This window comes from Corynebacterium sp. (assembly GCF_052107835.1).
Lineage (GTDB): Bacteria > Actinomycetota > Actinomycetes > Mycobacteriales > Mycobacteriaceae > Corynebacterium.
Window position 1 is genome coordinate 24,783 of the sequence record NZ_JBQEDF010000027.1, and the last position, 16,007, is coordinate 40,789.

Annotated in this window: 13 protein-coding genes and 3 tRNA genes; 11 read left to right on the forward strand and 5 right to left on the reverse strand. The window is 69.3% G+C overall.

The window, feature by feature from the left end; all coding sequences use genetic code 11:
* The first annotated feature begins 91 nt into the window (after positions 1-91).
* Positions 92-1,375, forward strand: a complete 1,284-nt coding sequence (gene cobA / locus ACTIL2_RS08320; protein ID WP_442336993.1) for a uroporphyrinogen-III C-methyltransferase — start codon at positions 92-94, stop codon at positions 1,373-1,375.
* Positions 1,372-2,556, forward strand: a complete 1,185-nt coding sequence (locus tag ACTIL2_RS08325) for a uroporphyrinogen-III synthase (RefSeq protein ID WP_442336994.1) — start codon at positions 1,372-1,374, stop codon at positions 2,554-2,556. Before cobA ends, ACTIL2_RS08325 begins: the two co-directional genes overlap by 4 nt.
* A gap of 175 nt (positions 2,557-2,731) precedes the next feature.
* Here ACTIL2_RS08325 and ACTIL2_RS08330 read toward each other — a convergent pair whose 3' ends face one another.
* Both ACTIL2_RS08330 and ACTIL2_RS08335 read right to left on the reverse strand, forming a co-directional pair.
* Positions 2,732-4,813 (reverse strand): FAD-dependent oxidoreductase, encoded by a 2,082-nt coding sequence (locus ACTIL2_RS08330; protein ID WP_442336995.1) that lies wholly within the window; start codon positions 4,811-4,813, stop codon positions 2,732-2,734.
* Positions 4,810-5,418 (reverse strand): PadR family transcriptional regulator, encoded by a 609-nt coding sequence (locus ACTIL2_RS08335; RefSeq protein ID WP_442336996.1) that lies wholly within the window; start codon positions 5,416-5,418, stop codon positions 4,810-4,812. Before ACTIL2_RS08335 ends, ACTIL2_RS08330 begins: the two co-directional genes overlap by 4 nt.
* Before the next feature lie 130 nt (positions 5,419-5,548).
* On the opposite strand from ACTIL2_RS08335, the gene ACTIL2_RS08340 reads away from it, so the two are divergent.
* The 3 genes from ACTIL2_RS08340 to ACTIL2_RS08350 all read left to right on the forward strand — a co-directional run bounded on the left by ACTIL2_RS08340 (position 5,549) and on the right by ACTIL2_RS08350 (position 9,097).
* The gene (locus ACTIL2_RS08340; protein ID WP_442336997.1) at positions 5,549-7,474 is read left to right on the forward strand and encodes a DUF294 nucleotidyltransferase-like domain-containing protein; all 1,926 of its coding nucleotides are present in this window, start codon (positions 5,549-5,551) and stop codon (positions 7,472-7,474) included.
* Positions 7,471-8,199, forward strand: coding sequence for an exonuclease domain-containing protein (locus ACTIL2_RS08345; RefSeq protein ID WP_442336998.1), 729 nt, complete (start codon positions 7,471-7,473; stop codon positions 8,197-8,199). The genes ACTIL2_RS08340 and ACTIL2_RS08345 overlap by 4 nt, the downstream gene beginning before the upstream one ends.
* Before the next feature lie 91 nt (positions 8,200-8,290).
* Entirely contained in the window at positions 8,291-9,097 is an 807-nt protein-coding gene (locus tag ACTIL2_RS08350; RefSeq protein ID WP_442336999.1) for a fumarylacetoacetate hydrolase family protein, read from the forward strand.
* Here ACTIL2_RS08350 and ACTIL2_RS08355 read toward each other — a convergent pair whose 3' ends face one another.
* Positions 9,098-10,240 carry an isochorismate synthase gene (locus tag ACTIL2_RS08355; RefSeq protein ID WP_442337000.1) on the reverse strand — a complete coding sequence of 381 codons (1,143 nt, stop codon included), beginning with the start codon at positions 10,238-10,240 and terminating at the stop codon, positions 9,098-9,100.
* Between the two features lie 56 nt (positions 10,241-10,296).
* On the reverse strand, positions 10,297-11,016 hold the full coding sequence (locus ACTIL2_RS08360; RefSeq protein ID WP_442337001.1) for an SDR family oxidoreductase: 720 nt from the start codon (positions 11,014-11,016) through the stop codon (positions 10,297-10,299).
* Between the two features lie 135 nt (positions 11,017-11,151).
* Between ACTIL2_RS08360 and ACTIL2_RS08365 the strand changes: the two genes are divergently transcribed.
* The 5 genes from ACTIL2_RS08365 (at position 11,152) to ACTIL2_RS08385 (ending at position 14,633) form a co-directional block, all read left to right on the forward strand.
* Positions 11,152-11,904, forward strand: a complete 753-nt coding sequence (locus ACTIL2_RS08365; protein WP_442337002.1) for a TIM barrel protein — start codon at positions 11,152-11,154, stop codon at positions 11,902-11,904.
* A gap of 27 nt (positions 11,905-11,931) precedes the next feature.
* Positions 11,932-13,422 (forward strand): glutamate--tRNA ligase, encoded by a 1,491-nt coding sequence (gltX, locus tag ACTIL2_RS08370; RefSeq protein WP_442337003.1) that lies wholly within the window; start codon positions 11,932-11,934, stop codon positions 13,420-13,422.
* Positions 13,423-13,533: 111 nt separating this feature from the next.
* Positions 13,534-13,605, forward strand: a tRNA-Gln gene (locus ACTIL2_RS08375).
* A 36-nt stretch (positions 13,606-13,641) separates the two neighbouring features.
* Positions 13,642-13,714: transfer RNA gene (locus ACTIL2_RS08380), tRNA-Glu, on the forward strand.
* A gap of 103 nt (positions 13,715-13,817) precedes the next feature.
* Positions 13,818-14,633, forward strand: a complete 816-nt coding sequence (locus tag ACTIL2_RS08385; RefSeq protein WP_442337005.1) for a histidine phosphatase family protein — start codon at positions 13,818-13,820, stop codon at positions 14,631-14,633.
* Positions 14,634-14,654: 21 nt separating this feature from the next.
* Here the strand turns inward: ACTIL2_RS08385 and ACTIL2_RS08390 are convergent, their stop codons facing one another.
* Positions 14,655-15,674: a winged helix DNA-binding domain-containing protein gene (locus tag ACTIL2_RS08390; RefSeq protein WP_442337004.1), complete on the reverse strand. Its 1,020-nt coding sequence runs from the start codon at positions 15,672-15,674 to the stop codon at positions 14,655-14,657.
* A gap of 133 nt (positions 15,675-15,807) precedes the next feature.
* On the opposite strand from ACTIL2_RS08390, the gene ACTIL2_RS08395 reads away from it, so the two are divergent.
* Positions 15,808-15,880 (forward strand) — tRNA-Glu (locus ACTIL2_RS08395).
* Positions 15,881-16,007 lie beyond the last annotated feature (127 nt).

The following is a 16,007-nucleotide window of genomic DNA, read 5'->3' on the forward strand; positions in this document are numbered from 1 at the left end:
GGGTGAGCGGGGAGTGAAACACCGGGTGCATAGCGTTGCACACCGACGAAGGATCCACCCCAGTGACTTGGAGGCGACCGTGACGCTCGTGATGACAGGACTTGATGTGCAGGACAGGCTCGTCGTGCTCGTCGGCGGTGGTGACGTCACCGCCCGGCGCGCCGAACGCCTGCACGCCGAAGGGGCGGTGCTGCGCATCGTCGCCCCGGACGTGTCCGCCCGCACTGCGGCACTGCTCGAGAACACGCAGGGGACCACGGACGGGGCAGAACGGACCGAGTGGCTCCCCAGGGAGTTCCGGGAGCACGACGTGGAGGGAGCCTGGCTCGTCCACACCGCCACCGGTGAGCCGGAGGTTGACCTGGCGGTGGATGACGCCTGCCGCCGACGCCGGATCTGGTGCATCGACGCCGGGGACGCCGCTGATGCCTCTCGGGGTTCGGCCCGTATGGCCGCCGAGGCCAGGCAGGGCGACCTGGCGGTCGGCGCGGTCTCCACCGGGGCGCCCGACCCGCGCCGCAGCGCCCGGGTCCGCGGTGCCGTCCAGGACCTCCTGGACCATGGCCTGCTGCCCACCCGCCGGGTCCGCTCGCCGGAGCAGGGCCACGTCAGCCTGATCGGCGGCGGCCCGGGCCCGGAGGACCTGCTGACCCTGCGCGGTCACCGACTGTTGCTGGAGGCCGATGTCATCATCCACGACCGTCTGGGGCCCACCGGCGTGCTCGCCGCGGTCGATGACCGGGTCGAGGTCATCGACGTCGGCAAGGCACCGGGAAAGCACCCCGTCCCGCAGGACGAGATCAACCGCATCATCGTCGACCGCGCCTCCCGGGGTCTCCGGGTCGCCCGGCTCAAGGGTGGCGACCCCTTCGTCTTCGGACGCGGCGGGGAGGAGGTCCGGGAGTGCACGGCGGCCGGCGTCCCCGTTGATGTCGTGCCCGGGGTCAGCAGTGCCATCGCAGCCCCGCAGGCGGCGGACGTGCCTGTGACACACCGGGGCGTAGCCGATACGGTTCATGTTGTGAATGGTCACCGCGCACGCGACAGCAGCCTCAGCCCCTCGACCCTGGCTGCCCTGCAGGACGACGCGGCCACGGTCGTGGTCCTGATGGGGGTGTCGACGCTGCCGCGGTTCGCCGCGGACGCCCTCGGTGCGGGCGCGCCGGGGGAGCGTCCCGTCGCGATCATCGAGAACGCGCACCGTCCCGAACAGCGCTGCGTCCGCGCCACGCTGGAGACCGTCGCGGACACCGCGGTACGCGAGTCCGTCCGGAATCCGGCGGTGATCGTGGTCGGGGAGACCGCACGTCCCGGCCTGCTCGCCGGTGCGTCCACCGCGGCTGCGGTACCGGGGACTGCAGGGGTGCCGGCATGAGTGGCGCACGACAACTCTCCGAGGCCCTCGAGGGCTGCCAGATCCTGCTTCCGGTCGACCGGCGTTCCGGCGAATTCGCCACCGCCCTGCAGCGACACGGGGCGACGATCACCATCGCCCCGCCGCTGACGATCACCCCCCACTTCGACGACGCCGAACTCCTGGACCAGACCCGCAGCCTGGTCGACACCCCGCCGGACATCGTTGTCGCCACCACCGGGGTGGGGTTCCGCGGGTGGATGGACGCCGCCGAGCAGGACGGCATCCAGGAGGAGCTCATCGCGTCCCTGCGCAAGGCACAGATCCTGGTCCGTGGGCCCAAGGCACGCGGTGCGGTCCAGCAGGTCGGCCTCGACATCGACTGGGTCGCCGAGTCGGAGACCTCCAGTGAGCTCACTGAGTTCCTCCTCGCCGAAGGTGTCCGCGGCAAGCGCATCGTGATCCAGCACCACGGGGCCGGCGACCCGCACATGGAGGGCACGCTCGAGGATGCGGGCGCGCACGTCCTCGGGCTGATCGTCTACCGCTGGGGCATGCCGCCGGACCCTGACCTGGTGGGACGCACGACCGGCATGGTCGCCGCCGGTGACGTGGATGCCGTGCTGTTCACCTCCGCGCCGGGTGTGCGCGCCTGGCTGCGCACCGCCGAGAGGCTCGGGACGCTGCCCGCGGTCCGGCAGATGGCCGGCGAGCGTACATTGTTCGGCGCGGTCGGCCCGATCACCGCGGCGCCGCTGCGTGCCCGGGGAATCGAGCCGGTCATCCCGGACCGGTTCCGGCTGGGAGCCCTGGTACGCGAGACGGTGAATCATCTCGCCGGGCCGGACACCGCCACGTCCACCGCCTTCGGGCCGCTGCACGTGCGCACCGGCGGGGCGCTGCTGGACGGCGCCTACCACCAGTTGGGACGCACCGGGTCGGATGTCCTGCGTGTCCTGGCTGCACGTCCGGGACAGGTGCTGTCGCGGGCGGAGATCGTGCAGGAACTCGCATCCGGGGGCGGCGCATCGCAGGCGGAGGGATGGTCGGACGGGCAGACCTCCGAGCGGTCGGTGGAGGTCACCGTGGCCCGTATCCGCAGTGCCCTGGGTGTGCCTGACCTGATCCAGACGGTGTACAAGCGTGGCTACCGGTTGGCCGCCCCGGAACCGGATTACCTGCAGGGGGCACGGGGCGCCTGAGCGCGGGTGTTCACGTCGTGCGCCGGGTCCGCTAGAGGGGGTGCACTGGGGGCAGGAGGGGTTTCCAACGGCAAATGCGCACCGGTTTCGGCTCATCGACTGACGTGCGAACCCCCGTTTCGGTGCGAAGTTGCCGGTCAATGGGCTGAACCGGGGGTGTACAGCGAGGTGGCGCCTACGCGATGGCGGCGGCGACCTCGGTGCCCTGCAGGATCGCCCGCTTGGCGTCCAACTCCGCGGCCAGGTCGGCGCCACCGATGATGTCGTAGGTGACCCCGGCGGCCTCCAGCGGTTCGACGAGTTCCTTCACCGACTCCTGGCCGGTGCACAGCACGATGCTCTCGACGTCGAGCACGCGACGCTCCGTCAGGGTCTTCTCCCCGGACTTCCTGTCCTCGTCGTAGAAGGCCAGGTGCAGGCCCTCGTCGTCGATCCTCTCGTAGGTCGCGCCACTGATCTGCTCGACCTTCTTCATCTTCACCGACGCCCGGTGCACCCAGCCGGTCGTCTTGCCCAGCGTCCTGCCCTGGCGGGAGGGTTTGCGCTGGACCATGTAGACCTGCCGCAGCGGTTCTGTGGGGCGCGGTGTCGTCAGGAACCCGGGGGTCTCCAGGTCATCGGTGACCCCCCACTCCTGTTCCCACTCCTTGAGGTTCACCGTCGGCGAGTCGTCCCCGGTGGGCGTGGTCAGGAACTCCGAGACGTCGAAGCCGATGCCGCCGGCGCCGAGTACCGCCACGGACGAGCCGATCTCCCTCTCCCCGCGCACCGCCTGGGCGTAGGTCATCACCGTCGGGTGGTCCACGCCCTCGATCGACGGGACGCGCGGGGTCACCCCGGAGGACAGGACGACATGGTCGAAGCCCTCGGCCACAAGGTCCTCCACCGAGGCCCTGGTGTTCAGGCGGACATCCACCCCACGGCGCTCCAGCTGGGTGGAGAAGTAGCGGATCGTCTCGTGGAACTCCTCCTTGCCGGGGATCCGGGCGGCGATGGAGAACTGCCCGCCGATGGCGTCGCGGGCCTCGAACAACGTCACCGTGTGTCCCTTCTCGGCGGCGGAGACCGCCGCGGACAGTCCGGCGGGCCCGGCGCCGACGACGGCGACCTTCTTCGCGCTGCGGGTGGGGGAGAGCACCAGCGTGGTCTCCCGCCCGGCACGTGGGTTGACCAGGCAGGAGACCTTCTTCCCCACGAAAGCGTGGTCGAGGCAGGCCTGGTTGCAGCCGATGCAGGTGTTGATCTCGTCGCCGCGTCCGTCCGAGGCCTTCGACATGAAGTGCGGGTCGGCGAGGAAGGGCCGCGCCATGGAGACGGCGTCCACCCGCCGGTTCGTCAGGATATCCTCGGCGACCTCGGGGGTGTTGATGCGGTTGGAGGCGATCAGCGGTATGGACACCTCGTCGCGCAGCCGCTCGGTGAAGGTCACGAACGCCCCGCGCGGCACGGAGGTGACGATGGTGGGCACGCGGGCCTCGTGCCAGCCGATGTCGGTGTTGATCGCGTCGACCCCGTGGCGTTCGGCGCGCCGGGCCATGATCGCGATCTCGTCGAAGGTCTGCCCGTCACGCACGAAGTCGGCGACGGACTGGCGCAGGATCACCGGGAATTCCCGGGGTACCTGGCGACGGATCTCGTCGATGACCTCGACCAGGAACCGCTGCCGGTTGGCGGTGGACCCGCCCCAGCGGTCGGTGCGGTCGTTGGTGTGCGGGCAGAGGAACTGGTTGATCAGGTAGCCCTCGCCGCCCATGATCTCCACGGCGTCGTAGCCGGCCTTGCGGGCCAGGCGTGCCGCCCGCCCGTAGGAACGGATCGTCCGGCGGATCATCGACTCGGTCATCCGGATGTGCTTGAACGGGTGGATGGGTGACGGCTCGGAGCCCGGTGCGGCCTTGAACGGGGTCACGCCGTAGCGTCCGGCGTGCAGGATCTGCATGGCGATCCTGCCGCCGGCCTCATGGACCGCGGAGGTGACCCGCCGGTGGTGCAGGACGGAGAGGGGAGTGGCCATCCGCCCGCCGAAGGGCATCAGGTCGCCGCTGCGGATCGGGGTGATACCGCCGGTGACGATCAGTCCCACACCGCCACGGGCACGCTCGGCGTAGAACTCGCCGAGCTCGCCGGCGTGCCAGATGCGGTCCTCCATTCCGGTGTGCATGGAGCCCATCACGGAGCGGTTGGGCAGGGTCATGCCGCCGATGGTCAGGGGGCGGAAGAGGTTCGGGTACGCGGTGGATGAGGTGGGTGCAGTCATGGTGTTCTTCTCTGTGCGGTCGTGGTCAGGGCAGTAGTGGACAGGGCGTCGATGACTTCGTCGCACCAGTCCACGAAGGCCAGTTCGATGCGGATGCCTCCGCGCAGGACCAGGAACTGGTGGAGTCTGCGGCCGGTCAGGGGCGCAGTGCCGGAGTGGTCGGTGCCGGCGGTGCTGTCTGCGCTGTCGGTGCCGAACTGGGTGCGTTCGTAGCTGCGGTAGAGGGCGAGACGGTCGGTGTGGGCCTGCCGGTGGTTGCGGACGTCGGCGAGGACATCGTCCATGTCCCCGTGCTCGGCACCGCGGAGTTTCACCGCGAGGTCGTCGCGGATCTTCATCACCGCCGAGGGTTCTGCGATCCAGTCGTGCAGGGCGTCGCGTCCGGCAGGTGCCAGGGTGTAGATCTTCTTGTCCGGGCGGCCGTCCTGGGCGACGTCACGGCAAGTGATGAAGCCGCCGTCCTGCAGGCGGGCGAGCGTGCGGTAGATCTGCTGGCGGGTCGCCGGCCAGAAGTGGCCGAGGGAGGTCGAGAACTGCCCGCCCAACTCGTAGCCGGTGCCGGGGCGCTCCGCCAGGGAGACCATGATCGCATGTTCCAACGCCATGGTCCTCACCGTAATCCACGTCACAGCGTGGAACCGAACTATTCCATGAATTGTTGTGCAACGAGTTGCATATCACCCCCGATCGGGCAGTGTCGACGGGTGAACCGGGCACACCACTAGACTCGGGGACATGAGCGTGGAACTCGACGAGGTTCGGCGGTTCCTCGCCGAACAGGAGCCCTACAGTCACCTCCCGGAGGATGAACTCGACACCCTCCCGGCGAGGATGGAGATCATCTACGTCCGGCGGGGGGAAACCATCATCTCCGCCGGACGCCCCAATGATCTCCTCTACCTCATCCGTTCCGGGGCTGTCGACGTCCTCGACGACAAGGACGTCCTGCTCGATCGCAGGGAAACCGGGCGCTCCTTCGGCTACTCCACGATCCTGCCCGCCGGGCCGGATGCCGGTCCGGACTGGACCCCCGGCCCCTCGCGCTACACCATGGTCGCCGTCGAGGACAGCCTGCTGCTGACAGCGCCCCGCGGGGAGGTCACCGCACTGGTGGAACGCCACCCGGAGGTCGCCCGCTACTTCGCCGGGCTGTCCGCCCGCATCCGTGCCACCGCCGACCGCCTGCGCCAGCGCTCCGGGGCGGACGTCCTGCGCACCCGGCTCGCCGACCTGCTGCCGGGTACCGAACGCGGCCTGCGTCCCGCTGTGACGATCCCGCTGGTGACAACCGTCACCGGCGCCGCTCAGGTGATGGTCCGCGAGGACGTTTCTTGCCTGCCCGTGGTGAGGACGGGGGAAGGGGACGGCCCGGACACCCTCGTCGGCATCGTCACCGACCGCGACCTCCGCCGTCGCGTGGTCGCCGCCGAACGCCCCGGCGACACTCCGATCTCCGAGATCATGACCCCCGACCCCGTCGGCGCCGACCTGGACGCCACCGTCTTCGAGGCGATGCTGCAGATGAGCGACATCGGCATCCACCACCTGCCCGTGCTGGGCCCCGACGGCGGCGTGCTCTCCGTGATCGCCGCGACCGACGTGGTACGCCAGATGCGCACCGACCCCATCTACCTGACCACGGACCTGGCCAAGGCGTCCGACCCCACGCAACTGCACCGCATCGTCGAGGACACCGCCGAGATGTCCGCCGGCTTCATCGAGCGGGGCGCGTCCCCGGACGAGGTGTCCGGCCTGCTCACCGTCGGTCTCGACTCCCTGGCCCGCCGGGTGCTTACCCTGGCGGAGCAGGAGCTGGGGCCACCGCCGGTGCCCTACGCCTTCGTGGTCGTCGGCTCCCAGGGGCGGCGTGCCATCAATTTCGCCTCCGACCAGGACAACGCCCTGGTCCTGTCCGACGACTACGACGACGACGCCCACGGCGAGTACTTCGCCACCCTGACCCGCCGGGTGTGCGACAGCCTGAACGAGGCCGGGCAGGTCTACTGCCCGGGCGACATGATGGCCTCGAACCCGAAGTGGCGGAAGACGGTCACCCAGTGGCGGGCCACATTCCACGAATGGATCACCGCGCCGAAGCCCGAGGCCCTGCTCTACGCCCAGATCTTCTTCGACATGCGCATCGTCCACGGCCCGCCGGACCTGGTCGACCAGGTGCACCGCTACGCCGTGGAGACCGCGCTGGGCTCCCGCCGGCTCCACGCGCAACTCGCCGCCCTGGCGGTGCGCAGTGAGCCGCCGCTGGGCGTGTTCCGTGGCCTGGTGGTCGACCGCAAGGGCGAGTACGCCAAGACACTTCACGTCAAGGCCGGTGGCACGGCGGCGCTGGTCCAGATCGCCAGGCTCTACGGGATCGTCGCCGGTGCCCCGGAGGTCGGTACCAGGGCACGGCTGACGGCCGCGGTCGAGGCCGGGGTGCTCTCCCGCAAGGGTGCCCGCGACCTCGCCGACGCCTTCGAGTTCCTGACGTCCCTGTCACTGCGGCACCAGGCCTCCCAGCTGCGCCGCGGGAACAAGCCCGACTACCGCATCGCACCGGACAGCCTGGGCAAGCTCGACCGGGTGAATCTGCGGGACGCCTTCGGAATCGTGAAGGAGATCCAGGGGTCGCTGGCCGTCAACTACCCGGTGCGGAACACATGAGCTGGGGCAGACGACGCCGGTTCGACCGCGCCGTGTCCCGGGCGGCCGGGAACGCCACCGGCCCGTTGGCGGACTTCTACGCGGTGCCGTTCCCCGGTGACCGGACCCGGCTGGCTGACCTTCCGCTGCTGGCGGTGGATGTTGAGACCACCGGCCTGGACCCCAGCAACGAGCGGCTGCTGTCGATCGGCTGGGTGCCGGTCGACGGGAAGGTCATCGACCTGGCCGGGGCCACCGAGATCGTCCTCGGGGAGCCGGCGGGGGAGGACACGGACGATGACGGGGTCGGGGAGTCCGCCACCGTGCACGGTCTCACCGACGACGACGTGGCCGGAGGGGCCGCCCCCGCGGACGCCCTCGGCCGGCTGCTGGAGGCCATGGCGGGGCGCGCCATGCTGGTGCACTTCGAACCCATGGAGACCGGCTTCCTGTCCGCCGCGTGCCAGCATCTCTTCGGGGCGAAACTGGAGGTGCCCGTGGTGGACACGCTGGCACTGGAGCGACGGCGCATGGAACGGCGCTCCACCATGCCGCGCGGGGAGGACCTGCGCCTGCCACGGGTCAGGGAACGCTACGGACTGCCCGTCTACCACAGTCACCGGGCAGTGACCGATGCGCTGGCGTGCGCCGAACTCTACCTGGCCATCACCGCCCCGGAGTCGGTCCCGGACAGGGAGCACGCCCCGCAGTCCCGGTACTCCACACTGGGGTCGTTGCAGGACTGACCGCGCGGCCGCAGGACCGCCGGCAGGGGGCGCCCGCAACAGGCGGGGCGGGGTCGCCCGGGGCAGTCTGCCCTATGTAGTGTGTGTGACCATGCGAATCTCTAGAATTGCCCATCCCGAAGGCATGGCCTTCGCTGTTCTGGAAGGGGGGGAGCCGGACGGCACGGGTGCTACCTGCCGTGAGATTGCGGGCCACCCCTTCGGCGAGCCGGAGTTCACCGGCCGCAGCTGGCCCATCGCGGACGTCCGGGTGCTCGCCCCGATCCTGCCCTCCAAGGTCGTCGCCGTGGGACGCAACTACGCCGACCACGTCAAGGAGGTCTTCAACAAGTCGGCCGAGCACCTGCCGCCGACGATCTTCCTGAAGCCGCCGACAGCCGTCGTCGGCACCGGCGCGCCGATCCGCAAGCCGGAATGGGCCACACGTGTCGAGTTCGAGGGCGAGCTCGCCATCGTCATCGGCAAGCCCTGCAAGGACGTCAGCCGGGCGGACTGGAAGTCCGTGGTCCTCGGCTTCACCATCGTCAACGACGTCTCCTCCCGCGACCTGCAGTTCGCCGACGGCCAGTGGTCCCGGGCGAAGGGCCTGGACAGCTTCTGCCCGCTGGGTCCCTGGATCGAGACCGACCTGGACTTCACCGACCTCGACAACCTGCCGATCAAGGCGCACCTGACCCACGAGGACACCACGGAGACGAAGCAGGACTCGAACTCCGACCAGATGATCAAGGACATCCCGGAGATCGTCGAGTGGGTTTCCCAGGCGTTCACCCTGCTGCCCGGCGACGTCATCTGCACCGGATCGCCGGCCGGCACCGCCGAAATGGTCCCGGGGGACTCCATCAACATCGAGATCCCGGGCCTGGGGCACCTGGTGAACCCGGTCGAGGCGTACTAGCTAGACCGCGCGCATCGCCGCGGGCACGTTCATCGCCCGCAGTGCGGTCTGCAGCTTCGCGGTGGTCTCCGCGGCCTCCGCCGACGGCGACGAGCTGGCGATGATCCCGCCGCCGGCCCACGCCCGGGCCATGGCCCCGGCGATCTCGGCGCAGCGGATCGAGACCATGTACTCGCCGTCGCCGTCGTCGTTGCACCAGCCCACGAAGCCGGCGTAGAATTCCCGTTCCTCCTCGACCTCGTTGATGATGCCGATGGCGTCACCGGTGGGCGTGCCGCCGACCGCGGGGGTCGGGTGCAGCATCAGCGCCAGGTCCAGCGCCGAGAAATTCAGGTCCGGCAGGACGCCCCGGACCGGTGTGGCCAGGTGCCACATCTCGTTGGTCTTCACCAGCTCCGGCGCATCGGGGATGCTGAGTTCCGTGCAGACCCCGGACAGTACCTGCCGGTAGTGGTCGACGACCAGACGGTGCTCGGTGAGGTCCTTGGCGGATTCCTGGAGCATGCGGCCCACCGCCGTGTCGGCGTCCCGGTCGGCCAGGCGCGCCGCGGACCCGGCGAGCGGCTGTGCCTCGACGGTGTGGCCCCTGCGCCGGATCAGCACCTCGGGGGAGGAGCCGACCAGCATCGTCCCCCGGTCGTCGGCACGCCCCGTGGTGGACAGGTCCACCGCGTAGCCGTCGCGGTGGGCGGAGAGGTCGATCAGGCGCGCGGCGATGAGCAGCGGGTCGATCTCCTCGGCGAACTCGACGTCCACCGCCCGGGCCAGGACCACCTTCTGCAGCCCCGTGGACTGCATCGTCCCGATCGCCGCGGCGACGGTCGACTGGTGCTCCTCCGGACTGGTCAACGGGGTGACACTGACAACGTCCAACTGGTTCCCGTGGTCGAGTCCGCGGTAGTGCGCCGGCGGCTCCAGGGGCCCCTCGGACCTGACCACGGATTCCGGAACCGACAGTGCCGCCCTGTTACCCGTGTCGAAGGGGACCGCGCCGACAAGGAGGCCCATCTGCCCGTCGCGCAGTGCGGTCGCCGCCTCGAACGGGTCGGGGTAGGACGCAGTGCTCCCCTGGGTGCGGATGCTGCCCGAGGCGCGGGACAGGAGAAAGTCCGGCGCCGTTGACGGGCGATCATGGTGGATCACGCATCCAACCGTACCCAGTGGCACGGAGTAGACCGAATTGTCTTGCTCCCGTTCCGCTATCCCCGGCCGAGGTACGGCATGCCGGCCGCCGTGACAGTCACATGGTCCACACTGACGTCACCGGGGAGGTCAGCGACGGTGACCAGCAGCCGGGCGGCGTCACCGGCATCGAAGACCGGCTCGGGGTTCGACGCTGAATTGAATGTCCCGAGCAGGTCAGTGCGCACATTGCCTATATCCAGTTCCGTGGCGGTGATCCCCACGTCCCGTCCATCGAGGGCGGTGGACACGGTCAGGGACGCCACGGCCGCCTTGGACGCGGCGTAGGACGCTGCCCCGGCCCGCGGCGCGTGGGCGGCGATCGAACCGTTGTTGATGATCCGCCCGCCGCCGTGGTCCGCCATCCAGGCGAACACGGCCCGGGTGCACAGGAACGTGCCGGTGAGGTTGGTGGTGATGGTCCTCTCGAACCCGGCGGTGTCGACTGTGTCGATGCGGCCCTTCGGCCCCGGCGTGCCGGCATTGTTGACCAGCAGGTCGAGGCGGCCGTAACGGTCCGTGAGTTCCGTCAGGGCGCGGTGGACGGACGCGTCGTCGGTGATGTCGCAGACGGTGACGTGGTCAGCGGAGCCGTTGTCGGTGAGCTTCCGGAGCGTCGACGCTGTGCGACCCCAGCCGACGACGGTCCATCCGGCGTCGGTGAGGGCCGTGCAGAAGGCGCTGCCGATACCGCCGGCGGCGCCGGTGACTAGGGCAACTCTGGTGTTGGTGGTCATGGGACGAGTCTATGTGGTCACGTGTCCTCCGCCGGGGCAGGCCGGGAGGTTAGCATCACGGATTCCCGGGATCAGTGCCACGGATCCGGTCAAAAGGAGATGATTCCCGCCCGGGCCATCATGGATACTGGGGGGATGGACGATACCGCCAACCTCGTGACCGCGATCAACTGCTCGGTCGGACGCCCCCTCGGTGACCCGGACCTTGACCGGGCGGACGTGCTCGGTCTCGACCGCATCGAGCTGTGGTGGCCGTGGGACACACCTGAACCGACCGATGCCCAGGTGGATGACCTCGTCGACGAACTGTCACGGCGGAACCTCACCCTGACCGCCCTGAACTTCTGGGGCGGCGACACCTCCGCCGGGGAACGCGGCGTCCTGCACGACCGGGCGCTGAGCCAACGCCACCTGGACGCCCACGCCAGGCTGGCGGGGAAGACCGGCGCCGACATGTTCAACCTGCTGGTCGGACGCGGTGGCCGTGCTGCCACGGGCGCCCAGCGAGACCGGGTGGCGGACGTCGCTGCCTCCGTCCGTGACCGTGGTCTGGGAACGGTGCTCGTCGAACCGAGCATGAGCCCGGGGGAGGGTCCGGCGGACTACCCCGTCCAGACCTTCGACGACGCCTACGAGATCATCGTCACCACCCCGGGTACCGGGCTGCTCGCCGATTTCTGGCACCTGAACGAGACCGAGGGTGCCGAGGGGATCCTCCACTGGCTGGACGCCATCACCGACTCCGGCCAGCTGCCGTCCCACGTCCAGATCGCCGACGACCCGGACCGGGGTGCGCCGGGCTCCGGGTGGCTGCCGTTGGGCGACTGGGTCGGGCCCCTGCGGGAGGCCGGGTACACCGGAGACGTCGCAGGGGAGTGGGTGTGGTGACGGGCGCATGTGGTGGAATAGACAACCATGAGTGACATTCGCGTCCGATTCTGCCCGTCGCCGACCGGGACCCCGCACGTCGGCATGGTCCGCACCGCGCTGTTCAACTGGGCCTACGCCCGCCATACCGGTGGCTCACTGGTGTTCCGCATCGAGGACACCGATGCCGCCCGTGATTCCGAGGAGTCCTACCAGGCCATCGTCGACTCCCTGACCTGGCTTGGCCTGGACTGGGACGAGGGTGTCGGCGAGCCCGGCGGGCCGCACGGCCCCTACCGCCAGTCCCAGCGCATGGACATCTACGCCGATGTCCTGGCCAGGCTGAAGGAGGCCGGCGAGGTCTACCCCGCGTACTCCACCGCCGAGGAGGTCGAGGAGCGGCACAAGGCCGCCGGACGCGACCCGAAGCTGGGCTACGACAACCACGACCGTGAACTCACCGACGACGAGATCGCCGCGTTCGAGGCGGAAGGACGTGCGCCGGTCTGGCGGCTGCGGATGCCGCGGAAGACCTGGGCCTGGCACGACCTGGTGCGCGGCGACATGGAGGTCGACGGGACCACCGTGCCGGACTTCGTGGTTGCCCGCTCCAACGGCCAGCCGCTGTACACCCTGGTCAACCCGGTCGATGACGCCCTGATGCGGATCACCCATGTCCTGCGCGGCGAGGACCTGCTCCCGTCCACCCCCCGCCAGCTCGCCCTGTACGAGGCGCTGGTGCGCATCGGGGTTGCCGAGGCCACCCCGACCTTCGGACACCTTCCCTTCGTGATGGGGGAGGGCAACAAGAAGCTCTCCAAGCGGGACCCGGAGTCCAACCTGTTCAACCACCGCGACAACGGCATCATCCCCGAGGGCATGCTGAACTACCTCTCGCTGCTGGGCTGGTCCCTGTCGGCGGACGAGGACGTCTTCGGCGTGAAGGAGCTGGTGGAGAACTTCGACGTCGCCGACGTGAAGCCGAACCCGGCCCGCTTCGACCAGAAGAAGCTCGAGGCGCTCAACGCCGACCACATCCGTCTGCTGGAGCTGGATGATTTCACGGGACGCCTGCGCAGCTACCTGGAGGAGCAGAAGGGGTTCCCGGCGTCCTACCCGGCAGAGAAGTTCGCCTTCGCCGCCGAGCTGGTGCAGACCCGCATCAAGACCCTGTCGGACGCCGATGGTCTGCTACGCTTCCTCATCACCGCGGACGGTGACCTGGAGTTGGACGCCAAGGCCGCGAAGAAGAACCTCAAGGAGGACGCGGTGGCGGTCCTGGACGCGGCCATCGAGGAGCTGTCCGGCATCGGTGAGGGGGAGTTCGTGACCGCGACGCTGGAGGCTGCTCTGTCGGCACGGCTGATCGAGGCCATGGAACTCAAGCCGCGCAAGGCCTACGGGGCACTGCGTGTGGCGATCTCCGGGGAGGCGATCTCCCCGCCGCTGTTCGAGTCGATGGAGCTGCTGGGCAAGGATTCGACGCTGGCCCGGCTGCGGGCCGCCCGCGCGCTCACGCCCTACCAGGTGGCGGAGTAGTCCGCTGACGGTGGTTCCCTGACCTGGCAGTTTGCCTGTCGGGGTGCGTGCTGGTTATAGTATCCACCGTTGCAGCGCAGCGCGGGGGAACCTGCGGTGTCCGGCAATGAATGGCCTATGGTGTAATTGGCAACACAGCGGTTTCTGGTACCGTCGTTCTAGGTTCGAGTCCTGGTAGGCCAGCGGAAACGCTGAACACGATGTGCAGTTTGTTTTCTTGCCCCGTTCGTCTAGCGGCCTAGGACGCTGGCCTCTCACGCCGGTAACACGGGTTCAAATCCCGTACGGGGTACAACAACGCTAGAAGTCGGGAAAGCCCCGCACCGTGTCGACGGTGCGGGGCTTTCCCGTGTGCATGGGGGCCGTGCACCGCGGGTAGGGTGGGCCAGGTGACCATGCCGAAGAACCTGATCCTCGTCCGCCACGGGCAGAGTGAAGCCAATGTCATCCAGAAGGCCGACAAGGCCGGTGACCAGGCGCTGTTCAGCGAGGAAACGATGCTGGTCGCCGACCGTTCCTGGCGGCTGACCGCGGCCGGGGTGGCGCAGGCGCAGGCGGCGGGGGACTGGATCCAACGCAATGTGGAGGGCCTCGACCGCTGCATCACCTCGCCCTTCGTCCGTACCCGTGAGACCGCGGCGAACCTGGGGCTGCCGGAGGCGCGGTGGGAGGAGAACCGCGTGGTCCGCGAGCGGTCCTGGGGTGAGATTTCCCCGCTGCCCAGGAAGGTTTTCGAGGAGCAGTACGCCCACAATGCACTGCTGAAGGAACGGGACCCGCTGTACTGGGCTCCCCCGGCCGGGGAGTCCATCGCGAATGTGGCGGAGAACCGCGTGCGCAACCTGCTGAGCACCCTGCACCGCGAGTCCAGCGAGCAGAACGTGCTGGTGGTGACGCACGGCGACTTCATGTGGTCGACCCGTCTGGTGCTGGAACGCTGGAGCGACGAGGAGTTCCTGCACTACGACCAGGACCCCTCCCTGACGATCTTCAACTGCACGGTGGTCCATTACACGCGGGTGGACCCGGTCACCGGGGAGATCGCCCCGTGGATGCGGTGGGTGCGCCAGGCGCACCCATGGCCCGACCGGGTCAACGGCGGGTGGCGGATGGTCGAGGAGGACTGGGAGTTCTTCGACCGCGACTACCTGAGCAACGGGGACCTCGCGGCCATCGCCGAGGAACAGTCCCGGTTGCTGTCGGAGGAGTAGCCGGGGCGGCAGCAGAGTGGGCTACACCCGTCCGGTGACCATCCCGTCCTGCACGAGGCACGCGTGGAACAGCCCGTTCTTCGTCGGTCCCACCTGTGCTGCGACCCCGGGCGTGATCACGTCGGATCTGTCGGTGTACGCCAGAAGGTACTCGTCGAAGGCCGGCAGTGCGGCCCGGAGGTCCAGTGCGTCCGCCAGTTCGGAGGGCGTCACGTCCTGCTGCCAGTCGGCGAGGTGGACGGTGCGCCCGCCCCCGGTCACCGCCGCCACCACCGATCCGGACGCGACGGCGAGCTCGGTGGCCTTCGTCGCGTCCCGAACGGTCAAACCCGACCACCAGGCGAGGTCCTTGACGGTTGCCGGGCCACGGGAGCGGTGGTAACGGATGCCGAGCTCGCGCAGGGCGTCCTCACCCGTCAGGTCGACCGGGTCGGGGACAACCGCGTCGTGGAGGACGAACGTGTCCTCCCCGGCGCTGCGCGGGCCCTGGACGATATCCCCTTCGCCGCCGAAATGGCGGAGCATGTGTGGCCCACGGTTGCCTGTGGGATCCACCCCCGCGGCAGCGAAGACCCCGTAGGCCGCGCTGCGGGTGACCGGGGTGCCGGTGCCCCCGGATGCGGCGAGGTGGTCGAGCAGTGCGGTGCGGCACACGTCGATGTCCGCATCTCCCAGCCCGATCCCTGCCCGGCGTTTCGCGGACGCGACCTGGACACGCGGTGAGCACAGCAGGGTCATCCACCGCACGTCCCGGGCTGCGAGGTAGTGGTGGGTACCACGCTGGGACCAGCTGCGGAGGATGCTGCCGCCCGCCAGAGCCTCCTGCGCGGCGTCCCGGTCCGCCCCGCTGCGCAGTGACAGGGCGTCGAGGCCCGCGGAGTGGTTCTGTGCCTGGACGGCGAGCATGTGCGAGGCAACGTCCTGCACCACGGTCCCGACGGCAGGACGCGCCGCCGAGGGCGCGAGCAACTGGGCGATCAGTCGGCGGGCGCGGATATCGGCAGCGGGCATCGCCGGGGACTCCGGGTTCACTGTGTTCACAACCGACCAGCCTAGACCGAATCAGGAGGGCATGTCAGTGCAGGTCACAATGGTGATTAGGTGCAGTCGGGGAGTGTCCTATATAGTTCTTCCCGTTGCACAGCGCGGCCACGGGCCGCAAAGTGCACGTCCTGCCCCGTTCGTCTAGCGGCCTAGGACGCTGGCCTCTCACGCCGGTAACACGGGTTCAAATCCCGTACGGGGTACAAGACGGGAAGTCCCGCATCACGTTGGTGGTGTGGGACTTCTCCTGTTTCCGGGGGAGCCATGGCTTCGGTGGGTTAATGGTCAGAATGCGTGTCCGGGTTCGGCACTACACAGCAGGCCACCCCA